The following is a 13,146-nucleotide window of genomic DNA, read 5'->3' as shown; positions in this document are numbered from 1 at the left end:
ATGCGGCCCGCGGCTGCTTTTTCTCACCCCATCCGGCTGAACTTTTGTTGATCGAAGGACAGTTGCCTGGTAGGCAGTCGTATTCTTCAGAGGGTGAAGCAACTGATGTCCCCCGAGACCGACGCCGGCCTGCCTGCGGATCCCGACCTCCCCGGGAGGGTCCCGGACGCGCTGCGCGCCGAGCTCATCGCCTTCCGGCGCGACCTCCACATGCACCCCGAGCTGGGCCACCAGGAGTTCCGTACGACCGCCGCCCTCATGGCGCGGCTGGAGCAGGCCGGACTGCAACCGCAAGTCCTCTCCGTCGGCACCGGGCTCATGTGTGACATCGGTACGGACGCGGGCGGCTGGGACGGCGTACAGCCCCTGCTGGCGCTGCGGGCGGACATCGACGGCCTGCCGATTCCGGACACCAAGACCGTGTCGTACCGGTCGACGGTGCCCGACCGCGCGCACGCCTGTGGGCATGACGTGCACACAACTGTCGTGCTCGGCGCGGGACTGGTGCTGGCCGAGCTGGCCCGCGAGGGCCGGCTGCCGCACCCGGTCCGGCTGATCTTCCAGCCCGCCGAGGAGGTGCTGCCCGGCGGGGCGCCCGACGCGATCGAGTCCGGGGTGCTGGACGGGGTCGGGCGGATCGTCGGGCTGCACTGCGACCCCAAGGTCGAGGTCGGCAGGATCGGGCTGCGGACCGGACCGATCACCTCCGCCTGCGACCGGCTCGAGGTGGCGCTGGACGGCCCCGGCGGCCACACCGCGCGCCCGCACCTCACCACCGACCTGGTCACGGCCGCCGCGAAGGTGGCCACGGAGGTCCCGGCGCTGATCAACCGCCGTATCGACAGCCGCTCCGGGCTGGCCGTCACCTGGGGGCGCATCCAGGCCGGGCACGCGTGCAACGTCATCCCGCAGCACGCAGAGCTCTCCGGCACCGTGCGCTGTCTCGACCTCCCCGCCTGGCGCGCGGCCCCCGACCTGGTGCACGCCGCCATTGACGAGGTCGCGACCCTGCACCGCGCCAAGTCGCAGATCAACTACATCCGAGGCGTCCCGCCCGTGGTCAACGAACCGGGCAGCACCGCGCTGCTGCGCGACGCGATGGCCGTACGGCGCGGACCCGAGCACATCGAGGACACGGAACAGAGCCTCGGCGGCGAGGACTTCTCCTGGTATCTGGAGCAGGTGCCCGGCGCGATGGCGCGGCTGGGAGTCCGGCCCGTCGGGGACACCACCCGGAGGGACCTGCATTGCGGTGATTTCGACGTGGACGAAGGCGCCATCCAGGTCGGCGTGGAACTCTTCACGGCTGCCGCGGTGCTCGGCGGACACCGTCCGTAGACCGGACGTACGTGTCGCCGTCGGCTCCGCTTCGCGTCGATCCGATAACGGCTTCCAACCAGGTCTTTATCTGACATCTACGCGCGTTACGATGCCGCGAAGCCAGCGCCGGAAGAGGCGCTTTCAGCCGAAGGGGAAGTCCTCTTGCGTCGGGTAATAAAGATCGCAGCAGCGAGCGTCGCATCGGCGGCCCTCGCCTTCACCGTTACTTCCTGTGGAGAGAGCTCCACCGAGACCGGCGGCGCCGGCGGCGACCTCAAGGTCGGTGTCGCCTACGACGTGGGTGGTCGCGGCGACCACTCCTTCAACGACTCCGCGGCCCGTGGCCTGGACAAGGCCAAGAAGGACCTCGGCGCCGACGTCAAGGAGCTCACCGCCAGCGAGGGCGACACGAACGCCGACCGCGCCGACAAGCTGGCGCAGCTGGCCGAGGCGGGCTACAACCCGGTCATCGGCGTCGGGTTCGCCTACCGCAACGCCGTCGAGGCGACCGCCAAGGACTTCCCGGACACCCGCTTCGCCATCGTCGACTCCGAGATCGAGGCGAAGAACGTCACCAACCTGGTCTTCGCCGAGCAGGAGGGCTCGTACCTCGCGGGCGTCGCCGCCGCGCTCAAGACCAAGACCAACACCATCGGCTTCATCGGCGGCACGGACAACCCGCTGATCCTCAAGTTCCAGGCCGGCTTCGAGAAGGGTGTCGCCGACACCAACCCGAAGGCCAAGGTCAAGGTGGACTTCCTGGCCGAGAACGAGGCCGGGTTCGGCCTGCCGGACAAGGGTCTGCAGTCCGCCGAGGGCCAGCTCGCGGGCGGAGCCGACGTGATCTACCACGCCGCGGGCGGTTCCGGCACCGGTGTCATCGAGGCCGTGGGCAAGGCCAAGAACAAGGACGCCTGGGCCATCGGCGTGGACTCCGACCAGGCTCTGCAGCCGGGTCTCGCCGCGTACAAGGACCGCATCCTGACCTCGATGGTCAAGAATGTGGAAGGCTCCGTCTACGAGCTCATCAAGAGCGTCAAGGACGACAAGCCGCTCACCGGCACCCAGCGGTTCGCGCTCAAGGACGGCGGCATCTCGCTGGCCGCCACCGGCGGTCACATCGACGACATCAAGCCGAAGATCGACGAGGCCAAGAAGAAGATCGAGAGCGGCGAGATCAAGGTCCCGACCACTCCGGGCAGCTGACCAACTGAACACCGCGGCGGGCGGCCGTCCTCGTACGGGCCGCCCGTCACCGGGGCCCGGGGGAGAGGACCGCAGCTTCTCTCCCGGGCCTTGCACGTCGCTACCGTCCTCACCCCCAGAGGAGTGCGCCATCAACGCCCCCAGCGCCCCTGCCGGCGCCCCTCCCGCATCCGGCTCGCCGACAGCCAACGCTGTCGAGCTCCACGGGATCACCAAGCGGTTCCCGGGAGTCGTGGCCAACCATGACATCGACATCGCCGTGCAGCGCGGTACCGTGCACGCTCTCGTGGGCGAGAACGGCGCGGGCAAGTCGACCCTGATGAAGATCCTCTACGGGATGCAGCGTCCCGACGAGGGCACCATCACGATCGACGGCGAGCGGGCCGAGCTGCACTCGCCCGCCGACGCCATCGCGCGCGGCATCGGCATGGTGCACCAGCACTTCATGCTGGCCGACAACCTCACCGTCCTGGAGAACGTCGTCCTCGGGGCCGAGAAGCTGTACGGCATCGGCAGCGGCGCCCGCGCGAAGATCCAGGAGATCTCGGACGCGTACGGCCTCGGCGTCCGCCCGGATGTGCACGTCGAGGACCTCGGCGTCGCCGACCGGCAGCGCGTGGAGATCCTCAAGGTCCTCTACCGGGGCGCGCGCACGCTCATCCTCGACGAGCCCACCGCCGTCCTCGTCCCGCAGGAGGTCGACGCGCTCTTCGACAACCTGCGGGAGCTGAAGTCCGAGGGCCTGACCGTCATTTTCATCTCGCACAAGCTCGGCGAGGTGCTGGCCGTCGCCGACCGGATCACCGTGATCCGCCGCGGCACCACCGTGGCCTCCGTCGACCCGGCCGAGGTGACGTCCAAGCAGCTCGCCGAGCTGATGGTCGGCACCGAGCTGCCCTCGCCCGAGACCACCGAGTCGACCGTGACCGACGTGCCGATACTCCAGGTCGAGGGCCTCCACCTGAGCGCCACCGACCCCGACGGCACCGTGCGCACCGTGCTGGACCGGATCGGCTTCACCATCCACCACGGCGAGGTGCTGGGCATCGCCGGGGTTGAGGGCAACGGCCAGTCCGAGCTCGTCGAGGCCATCGTCGGCATCCGCGATCCGGACGCCGGGACCGTGACGCTGGACGGCGAGCCCATCACCCACCTGCCGACCCGAGGCCGCCGCGAGCGCGGCCTCGGCTATATCCCGGAGGACCGGCACCGGCACGGCCTGCTGCTGGAGTCCCCGCTGTGGGAGAACCGCATGCTCGGCCACGTCACCGAGGCCCCCAACAGCAGGCGCGGGCTGCTCGACCCGGCCGCCGCCCGGCGCGACACCCGGCGCATCGTCGAGCAGTACGACGTACGCACCCCGGGCATCGAGGTCACCGCCGCCTCGCTCTCCGGCGGCAACCAGCAGAAGCTGATCGTCGGTCGGGAGATGAGCCACAAGCCCAAGCTGCTGATCGCCGCGCACCCGACGCGAGGCGTGGACATCGGCGCGCAGACCCAGATCTGGGACCAGATCCGCGAGGCACGCCGGGAGGGCATGGCGGTGCTGCTGGTCTCCGCCGACCTGGACGAGCTGATCGGCCTGTCCGACACGCTGCGTGTGATGTACCGGGGACGGCTGACCGCCGACGCCGACCCCGCGACCGTAACCCCGGAGGAGCTGGGCAGCGCCATGACCGGCGCCGCCAGCGGTCACCTGGAGCATGGAGAAGGCGACACCCCCGGGGGAGAGGCCCGATGAAGAAGTTCGACAAAGAGCGGCTGATCCTGGGGATCGCCGCTCCGCTGCTCGCCGTGCTCGGCGCGTTCGTCATCACCGCGCTGGTGCTGCTGGCGACGGGCAAGGAGCCGTTCAGCGCCTTCGGCATCATGTTCGACTACGGCATCAAGTCGGACAGCCAGGTCTACATCCTCAACAAGGCCACGACGTACTACCTCGCGGGCCTCGCCGTGGCCATCGGGTTCAAGATGAACCTGTTCAACATCGGCGTGGACGGCCAGTACCGGCTCGCGGCCTTCTTCGCCGCGGCCCTCGGCGGTGCGCTGACCCTGCCCGGCCCGCTGCAGATCATCATGATCATGCTCGCCGCGATGGCGGTCGGGGCGATGTGGGCCGGGATCGCGGGGCTGCTCAAGGTCACCCGCGGTGTCAGCGAGGTGGTCACGACGATCATGCTGAACTTCATCGCGACCTCGATCATCGTCTATCTGCTCAAGGAAGGCCGCCTCGGCCACCTCGACCCGGCCGGCACCCAGGTGTCCACCACCGAGATCCCCGAGTCCGCGCACTTCTTCGACATCGAGACCGCGGGCGGCACCCTCTGGGGCTTCATCGTGATCGCCGCACTCGCCGGGGTCGTGTACTGGTTCGGGCTCGGCCGCACCCGGTTCGGCTTCGACCTGCGCGCCGTGGGCTCCTCGGAGACCGCGGCCCAGGCCAGCGGCGTCGACGTCAAGCGCATGGTCGTCACCAGCATGGTGCTCTCCGGCGCCATGGCCGGGCTGATCGGCATGCCGATCCTGCTCAACGACAGCTTCTCGTACGGCAACGACTTCCCCGAAGGTGTCGGCTTCACCGGAATCTCGGTCGCCCTGCTCGGCCGTAACCACCCGGTCGGCATCGCACTCGGCGCGATCCTCTGGGGCTTCCTCGAACGCACCAGCAACAGGCTCGAGTTCGAGGGGTACGACCGCGAGCTCGTCGGCATCATGCAGGGCTCGATCGTGCTCTGCGTCGTCATCTCCTACGAGGTCGTGCGCCGCCACGGCCTCAAGCGCCAGCAGCAGAAGGTCGGGGCAGAACTCGCCGCCCAGGCCCGTGCCAACACCGACAAGCAGGAGGCGTCGGCATGAGCGTCACTCCCCCGGAAACCTCGCCCACCGTGACCGGTGCGACACCGGCGGCCGTGGGCAGGCGCAAGCTCACCCTCCCCGTCGTCCTGCTGATCATCGCGGCGGGCCTCGTCGCCGTATCCGCGGTCCGGGCGATCTCCGGCACCAGCACGCTCACCTCGGCCGCCCTGATCACCGGCGCCCTCCAACTCGCCGTGCCCATCGCGCTGGCCGGGCTGGGCGGCCTGTGGTCCGAGCGGGCGGGCGTGATCAACATCGGTCTCGAGGGCATGATGATCCTCGGCACCTTCTTCGGGGCCTGGGCGGGCTGGCAGACCAGTCCGTGGGTCGGTCTGCTCGCGGGCATCGCGGGCGGCATGATCGGCGGAGCCGTGCACGCCATCGCCACCGTCACCTTCGGGGTCGACCACATCGTCTCCGGTGTCGCGGTCAACATCCTCGCGGTGGGCGTCACCACGTACCTCGCCAAGGTCAGCTTCACCACGGGGGAGGCCGCCGAGATGGGCGGCAGCCCGCGCCAGTCGCCCGCGTCCGACAGCCTGCCGACCGTGACCGTGCCCGGCCTGTCCGACTGGCTGGCCACGGTCGAGGGCGAGCACTGGTTCCTGATCTCGGACACCGCGGGCATCCTGGGCGGCCTGGTCACCAACCTCTCGGTCGTCACGATCATCGCCGCGGTCCTGTTCGTGGGCACCTTCTTCGTGCTGTGGCGCAGCGCGTTCGGGCTCCGCCTCCGCTCCTGCGGGGAGAACCCCACGGCGGCCGAGTCGCTCGGCGTGAACGTGTACGCGTACAAGTACGCGGCCGTGCTCGCCTCCGGTGGCTTCGCCGGTCTGGGCGGCGCCTTCCTCTCCCTCGTCTCGATCCACATCTACAACGAGGGCCAGGTCGGCGGCCGCGGCTACATCGGCCTCGCGGCCATGATCTTCGGCAACTGGCGGCCCGGTGGACTCGCCATGGGAGCCGGTCTATTCGGCTTCACCGACGCCCTCCAGCTGCGCGGCGGCGGCGCCTCGCTGCACGCCCTGCTCCTGCTCATCGCCGCGCTCACGCTCGGCATCGCCATCTGGCAGGCGTACCGCAAGAAGTACCTGGGCGCCGGGATCAACGTGGTCGTCAGCGTCCTGCTGGTGGTCTGGTACGTGACGACCGACGAGCTGCCGGGCGAAGTCGTGCGCGCCGCGCCGTACATCACCACGCTGGTCGTCCTGGCGCTCTTCGCCCAGCGGCTCCGCTTCCCGAGAGCCATCGGAAAGCCTTACCGCAGGGGCCAGAGCACATGAGCGCCGAGAGCGGGCAGGGCACCGACTGGGAGGCCCTGCGGACGCGGGCCCGGGACCTCATGTCCCGGGCCTACGCCCCGTACTCCGGCTTCACCGTGGGCGCGGCGGCGTACGTGGACGACGGCCGCACCGTCGGTGGCTGCAATGTGGAGAACGCCTCCTACGGGGTCGCGCTGTGCGCCGAATGCGGCCTGATCTCCGAGCTGATCGCGACCGGCGGCGGCCGGCTCACCGCCTTCACCTGCGTCGGCCCGGACGGCGACCTGCTCATGCCCTGCGGCCGCTGCCGCCAGCTGCTGTGGGAGCACGGCGGCCCGGAGATGCTCGTCGACACCCCCTCGGGACCTCACCCGCTGCGTGATCTGCTGCCCGACGCCTTCGGCCCCGAGGACCTCAAACGCCTGCGGAGGAAGCCCTGATGGAGCGCCTGATGGACGCCATCTCCGTCATTCGTACGAAGCGCGACCGCGGCCGTCTGACGGACGCTCAGATCGACTGGGTCATCGACGCCTACACGCGCGGCGAGGTCGCCGACGAGCAGATGTCGGCGCTCGCCATGGCGATCCTGCTCAACGGCATGGACCGCGCCGAGATCGCCCGCTGGACGGCCGCGATGATCGCCAGCGGCGAGCGCATGGACTTCTCGTCGCTGCCGCGCCCGACCGCCGACAAGCACTCGACGGGCGGTGTGGGCGACAAGATCACGCTGCCGCTGGCCCCGCTGGTCGCCGCGTGCGGAGCCGCCGTACCGCAGCTGTCGGGCCGCGGACTCGGCCACACCGGCGGCACCCTCGACAAGCTGGAGTCCATCCCCGGCTGGCGTGCGCGGCTGACCAACGAGGAGATGCTGGCCGTGCTGCGCGACACCGGCGCGGTCATCTGCGCGGCGGGCGACCGGCTCGCGCCCGCGGACAAGAAGCTCTACGCGCTGCGCGACGTCACCGGCACGGTCGAGGCCATTCCGCTCATCGCCTCCTCGATCATGTCGAAGAAGATCGCGGAGGGTACGGGCTCGCTGGTGCTGGATGTGAAGGTCGGCTCGGGCGCCTTCATGAAGAACCTGGACGACGCGCGTGAGCTGGCCTCGACGATGGTGGGCCTGGGCACCGACCACGGCGTGAAGACGGTCGCCCTCCTCACCGGCATGTCGACCCCGCTCGGGCTGACCGCGGGCAACGCGCTCGAGGTCCGCGAGTCGGTGGAGGTCCTGGCGGGCGGCGGCCCGGCCGACGTCGTCGAGCTCACCCTCGCGCTCGCGCGCGAGATGCTCGACGCGGCGGGCCTGAAGGACGCCGACCCGGCGAAGGCCCTCGAGGACGGCTCCGCGATGGACGTCTGGCGCCGCATGATCGCGGCCCAGGGCGGCGACCCTGACGCGGCACTGCCGGTGGCCCGCGAACAGCACGTGGTCACGGCACCGGAGTCCGGCGTCCTGGTCGGCCTCGACGCCTACGCGGTCGGCGTCACCGCCTGGCGCCTCGGCGCGGGCCGCGCCCGCAAGGAGGACCCGGTCCAGGCGGGCGCGGGCGTGGAACTGCACGCGAAGCCGGGCGAGACGGTGACGGAGGGCCAGCCGCTGCTGACCCTCCACACGGACACGCCGGAGAGGTTCGACTACGCGCTCCAGTCCCTGGACGGCGCCATCGACATCGCCTCGCCCGGCACGGCGTACGAACCGACGCCGGTGGTGCTGGAACGTATAGCTTGACCTGCGATTTTCCTGGTACGGGTGAACGGGACCGGTGGACCCCCGGTCCCGTTCGGCGTGCTGGAGCGGCCACGGACCGAGTGCCGCGCGGAGTACCCCCGCCGTCCCACGATGAAGGGCCGCCCACCGGCGGTGGGCGGCCCTTCGGCGATATGCGCATGGGCGCCGGTTACGACCGCGCCGCCACTGCCGTCGCGCGGCCCCGGCCCGCCGGGTGGGCCGCTCGGGCGCGGCGGTTGGCCGCCGCGCGGCGGTCCGTTAGGGCCCGTCGCGTCGCGTAGATCGTGATGCCCGCCGCCGTCAGGACGGCCAGCAGGCCGAGGGCGACCGTGCCCGCCCAGCCAGCCGCGCTGTAGGCGAGCGCCCCCAGCGCGCCGCCCGCGCTGCTGCCCACGTAGTACGCCGTCTGGTACAGCGCCGAGGCCTGCGCGCGGCCCGTCGTCGCCGCGCGGCTCACGGACGAGGACGCCACCGCGTGGCCCGCGAAGAAGCCCGCGGTGATCAGCACGAGACCGGCCAGCACCGCGGCCAGCGCGTCCGACAGGCTCAGCAGCAGGCCCGCGGCCGTGGTGCTCACCGCCGCGTAGAGCGCGCCGCGCCGCCCGAGGCGGGCCACGAGGCGGCCGGCCGCCGCCGACGAGACCGTACCGACCAGGTACACCAGGAAGACCGAGCCGACCACGCCCTGCGGGAGGCCGAACGGCTCGCCCACCAGCCGGTAGCCGATCACCGTGTAGACCGCGCCGAAGACCGTCATGAACAGCGCGCCGATCGCGTACAGCCGGCACAGCAGCGGGTCGGACAGGTGGCCGCTGACCGTGCGGGCCAGCGCCCGCGGGCTGACCGCGGACGGCGTGAAGTGCCGGGCCTTCGGCAGCAGCAGCCGGAAGGCCACCGCGCACAGCACCGCCAGCAGACCGACCGCGGCGAGCGCCGCCCGCCAGCCCCAGGCCTGGGCCACCCAGCCGGTGACGATCCGCCCCGACATGCCGCCGATGCTGTTGCCCGCCACGAACAGCCCGATCGCGCCGACCAGCGCCTTCGCCCGTACCTCCTCCGCCAGGTACGCCATCGCCGAGGCGGGCAGACCGGCGAGTGCGACGCCCTGGACGGTGCGCAGGGCGACCAGCGTGCCGAGGTCGGGGGCGAAGGGCACGACGAGCGACACGAGCGCCGCGACCGTCAGCGAGGCGGTCATCATCGCCCGGCGCCCGAACCGCTCGGACACCGCGCTGAGCGGGAGTACGGCAAGCGCGAGGGCGCCCGTCGCGGCGGACACCGTCCAGCTCGCCGCGTCCGGTGTCACGCCGAAGCCCGCGGAGATGGCGGGCAGCAGCGCCTGGGTGGAATAGAGGAGCGCGAAGGTGGCGACTCCCGCCGCGAACAGGGCGGCGTTCATCCGGTGGTAACCGGGGCCGCCGGGGCGCAGCTTGGTGGCCTCCGGGTTCGGGTCGTCGAAGGACTTGGACGGTGCGGTGGAGGCGTCCACGAGGGTGGTGGACGCCCCGGTATCTGCAGGAGGCATGTATCCAACGTAGGCACCCCCGTTTCATGCGTCCAATGCACGAACTCGTCATAATCGTTCCCATGGCGCATGACCGCAGTTCACGACCGCGTACGTCACCGAACAGCAACGAAGAAGACATCCGGGCAACAGGACGGCCAACGGGCGAGCCCGGCGCGGCCGAGCTCGACCCGGAGTCCTGGCCCGCACTCCTCGCGCCGCGGCTGGCGCAGTTCGCGGGCGTCGCGCGGCACGAGCATGTGACGCGCGCCGCACACCAGTTGGCGGTGCCGCAGTCGACCCTCAGCCGGGCGATGGTGCGGCTCGAACAGGACCTGGGCGTCGCCCTGTTCGCCCGCCACGGCCGCACGCTCTCGCTGACGCCCGCCGGCCGCTCCTTCCTCGGCTCGGTCGAGCGCGCGCTGGCAGAGGTCGAGCGCGCTGCCGAGTCCGTACGGGCCGACGCCGACCCGGCAGCGGGCAAGGTCGCCTTCGGCTTTCTGCACACCCTCGGCTCCGAGACGGTCCCCGGCCTGCTGCGCACCTTCCGCGCCGAACACCCGCGGGTCCGCTTCCAGCTCGTCCAGAACTACGGCGAGGCGATGATCGAGCGGATGCGGGCGGGCGGACTCGACCTGTGCCTGACCTCGCCGATGCCGGACGCGCCCGACCTGGTGGCCCGGCGTCTGGACGAACAGAGGCTCCGCCTGGTCGTGCCGGACGACCACCGCCTCGCCGCACGCAAGCGCGTACGCCTCGCCGAGGCCTCGGGCGAGCTCTTCGTCACCCTGGAACCGGGCTACGGGCTGCGGCGGATCACCGATGCGCTGTGCGCGGAGGCGGGGTTCACGCCGCGGGTCGCCTTCGAGGGCGAGGAGGCGGAGACGCTGCGCGGGCTGGTCGCGGCGGGGCTGGGGGTGGCCCTGCTGCCGCCCCCGGCGGTACCGCGCCCCGGCGTCGCGGAGCTGACGGTCACGGCGCCGCGCGCGGTCCGCGAGATCGGCGTCGCGTGGCTCGAAGGCCGCCCGGACACCCCGCCGGTGACCGCATTCAAGCGCTTCCTCCTCTCCCGCCGCGGCCAACTGCTTCCCCGCTGAGGGGCCACGCGGCCGTACGGATGGGATCCCTCCCCGGTTCCGGGGACGGCTGGGCCGGCTTGGCGGGTGGGCCCGGCTCACCCGGAGCCGGGGCATCCCGCCAGACCTCCGGCGGCGAGGTCGTCCGGGCCGAACAGGATCTCCTCGGCCCGCCGGCTCGTACGGCTGCCGAGCGCGCCGGGGGCCTCGGCGGACCTCCTGGCGGGCACCGTGCCCGAAGCGGCCGGCTTGCGGAGCAGAAGCAGCGCCGCATCGTCGTGCAGCCGACCGCCCACATGCGCCAGCAGCTCCTCGTGGAGCGCGTCGAGCGTACGGGCCGGCTCGTCGGACGCGTGCCGCGTCACCCGCTCGACGAGCGGATAGAACTCACGGCCGTCGTTGCGGGCCTCGATGACCCCGTCGGTGTAGAGCAGCAGCTGGTCCCCGTCGGCGAACGGCAGTACCTGAAGGCTCGGGGTCTCGCCGGTGAGGGCGCGCAGCCCCAGCGGCGGGGCCGGGTGGACCGGCTCGAGGGCCGTGACGCCGGATCCGCGCACCAGCAGCGGAGGGGCGTGCCCGCAGTTGACGATCTCCATACGCCCGGTCGCGGGGTACCCGGCGACCACGGCGGTGACGAAGTCGTCGGAGCCGAGGTTGCGCGCCAGGCTCCGCTCGATCCTGCCGACGACGTCGAGGAGATCGGGTTCGTCGTAGGCGGCCTCGCGGAAGACGCCGAGCACGAGCGCCGCGGTGCTCACGGCCGGCAGACCCTTGCCGCGCACGTCGCCGACGATCAGCCTGACTCCGTACGGAGTGGGCAGCAGCGCGTAGAGGTCCCCGCCGATACGGGCCTCGGCCGCGGCGGCGCTGTAGCGGACGGCCACCTCGAACTCGCCGACGGTCGCCGGCACCGGCTTGAGGAGGGCGTGCTGTGCGGCCTCGGCGACCGAGCGGACGGCGGCCAGCACCTGTTCGCGGCGCTCGCGCAGCGCGCCGGCCAGGCTGCTCGCCAGGGTGACGGCGACCAGCGCGGACAGCACGATCGCCAGCTCGCGGCCCGGCACGCCGTGCCAGGCCCCGAGCGTGGCGCCCAGTGCCACGGCGAGGAAGCCGGTCCTGAGGACCCCGAGCGGCCTGCTGGTGGCGGCGGCCAGCGCGGGCGCGACGGCGAGCAGCGTCAGCCAGCTCATGGCGCCGGTGAGGAGGGCGAGGAGCACAGCGGCGACGATGATCAATATGGGCACAGTGGCGGCGAAGTGGGCGGCGGCGAAGTGGGCGGCGGCGCGTGGCCAGTGGTGCTGATGGTCTCGTGCCTGACTCATGTGCTCGTCCGGAGTCCTCATCTGTTCGCGACATGTGTGCCTGAATGTCTGTTTCATCCAGGGAACAGGCTGCCCGCGGGCGTCACAAGGACAGGAATTTCACATAGTGAGCGAGAGGCTCCTGGTCACGCGGCTCGCCGTCGGGACCAGCCGCTCCCGTATCTGGTCGAGGCGCGAGAGCCGGCCCGCCGGCAGAGAGACGCCGAGCGAGCCGAGCGTGTCCCCCATGTAGACGGGCACAGCGGCGCAGACCGTACCGAGGGAGTACTCCTCCAGGTCCAGAACGGCCGGGGTGGCGGGGGACGACTCGAGCCGTCGGATCAGCTCGGGCCGGCGGGTGATGGTGCGCGGGGTGAGGTCGGCGAGCGGGTGCCGGGAGAGGTAGTCGTCGCGGGAGTCCTCGTCCAGCTCCCGCAGGACGCACTTGCCCAGGGCGGTGGCGTGCCCGGCGTCCTCGAACCCCACCCAGAGGTCGACCCGCGGCGCCCGGGGACCGTCGACGATCTCGGCGACCCGGATCTCGCCCTCCTCGTAGAAGGTCAGGTACGCGGCGGTCGACAGCTCGTCCCGCAGCGCGGCGAGCGTGGGGCGGATGCGGCTGAGCAGCGCCTGATCACGACTTCCGGTGTGCAGCGCGTGCAGCTTGTCCCCGAGGACGAACCCGCCGTCGGCGAGCTTCTGGACGTACCCGTCGTGGGCCAGGGTGCGCAGCAGGTGGTACGTGGTGGCGAGAGGCAGCCCCGCCTCGCGCGCCAGTTGCTTCGCCGGCGCGCCGCTCTCGTGTGCACCCACGGCTTCCAGCAGACGGAACGCCCGCTGCACGGAAGAGATGAGCGTAGGGCCCTGAGCAGCCATGACTCCAGCGTGCGCCCCC

Annotated in this window: 11 protein-coding genes; 8 read left to right on the top strand and 3 right to left on the bottom strand. The window is 71.6% G+C overall.

Annotated elements, in window-relative coordinates; genetic code table 11:
• The first annotated feature begins 105 nt into the window (after positions 1–105).
• From ACTWP8_RS27670 to ACTWP8_RS27640, 7 genes are all read left to right on the top strand, one after another.
• Positions 106–1,338 (top strand): amidohydrolase, encoded by a 1,233-nt coding sequence (locus tag ACTWP8_RS27670; RefSeq protein WP_443324863.1) that lies wholly within the window; start codon positions 106–108, stop codon positions 1,336–1,338.
• A gap of 144 nt (positions 1,339–1,482) precedes the next feature.
• A complete protein-coding gene (locus ACTWP8_RS27665; protein ID WP_443324812.1) occupies positions 1,483–2,526 on the top strand; it encodes a BMP family lipoprotein in 1,044 nt (347 codons plus the stop codon).
• Between the two features lie 130 nt (positions 2,527–2,656).
• Entirely contained in the window at positions 2,657–4,267 is a 1,611-nt protein-coding gene (locus ACTWP8_RS27660) for an ABC transporter ATP-binding protein (RefSeq protein ID WP_443324862.1), read from the top strand.
• Complete coding sequence (locus ACTWP8_RS27655) at positions 4,264–5,379, top strand: ABC transporter permease (protein ID WP_443324811.1); 1,116 nt, start codon at positions 4,264–4,266, stop codon at positions 5,377–5,379. The genes ACTWP8_RS27660 and ACTWP8_RS27655 overlap by 4 nt, the downstream gene beginning before the upstream one ends.
• Positions 5,376–6,662 carry an ABC transporter permease gene (locus tag ACTWP8_RS27650; RefSeq protein WP_443324810.1) on the top strand — a complete coding sequence of 429 codons (1,287 nt, stop codon included), beginning with the start codon at positions 5,376–5,378 and terminating at the stop codon, positions 6,660–6,662. The genes ACTWP8_RS27655 and ACTWP8_RS27650 overlap by 4 nt, the downstream gene beginning before the upstream one ends.
• On the top strand, positions 6,659–7,081 hold the full coding sequence (locus ACTWP8_RS27645) for a cytidine deaminase (RefSeq protein ID WP_443324809.1): 423 nt from the start codon (positions 6,659–6,661) through the stop codon (positions 7,079–7,081). The genes ACTWP8_RS27650 and ACTWP8_RS27645 overlap by 4 nt, the downstream gene beginning before the upstream one ends.
• Before the next feature lie 11 nt (positions 7,082–7,092).
• Positions 7,093–8,370 (top strand): thymidine phosphorylase, encoded by a 1,278-nt coding sequence (locus ACTWP8_RS27640; protein WP_443324861.1) that lies wholly within the window; start codon positions 7,093–7,095, stop codon positions 8,368–8,370.
• A 169-nt stretch (positions 8,371–8,539) separates the two neighbouring features.
• On the opposite strand, the gene ACTWP8_RS27635 is transcribed toward ACTWP8_RS27640, so the two are convergent.
• On the bottom strand, positions 8,540–9,895 hold the full coding sequence (locus ACTWP8_RS27635; protein ID WP_443324808.1) for an MFS transporter: 1,356 nt from the start codon (positions 9,893–9,895) through the stop codon (positions 8,540–8,542).
• Between the two features lie 62 nt (positions 9,896–9,957).
• Between ACTWP8_RS27635 and ACTWP8_RS27630 the strand changes: the two genes are divergently transcribed.
• The gene (locus ACTWP8_RS27630; RefSeq protein WP_443319177.1) at positions 9,958–10,971 is read left to right on the top strand and encodes a LysR substrate-binding domain-containing protein; all 1,014 of its coding nucleotides are present in this window, start codon (positions 9,958–9,960) and stop codon (positions 10,969–10,971) included.
• A 77-nt stretch (positions 10,972–11,048) separates the two neighbouring features.
• On the opposite strand, the gene ACTWP8_RS27625 is transcribed toward ACTWP8_RS27630, so the two are convergent.
• Entirely contained in the window at positions 11,049–12,272 is a 1,224-nt protein-coding gene (locus ACTWP8_RS27625) for a PP2C family protein-serine/threonine phosphatase (RefSeq protein WP_443324807.1), read from the bottom strand.
• A 99-nt stretch (positions 12,273–12,371) separates the two neighbouring features.
• Positions 12,372–13,127 carry an IclR family transcriptional regulator gene (locus tag ACTWP8_RS27620; RefSeq protein WP_443324806.1) on the bottom strand — a complete coding sequence of 252 codons (756 nt, stop codon included), beginning with the start codon at positions 13,125–13,127 and terminating at the stop codon, positions 12,372–12,374.
• Between the last annotated feature and the right edge of the window lie 19 nt (positions 13,128–13,146).

It is taken from the genome of Streptomyces sp. 7N604, from assembly GCF_052245475.1.
Taxonomy (GTDB): Bacteria; Actinomycetota; Actinomycetes; order Streptomycetales; family Streptomycetaceae; genus Streptomyces.
Note: the sequence above shows the minus strand (reverse complement) of the source record. Positions and strands in the feature narration are given on the sequence as shown.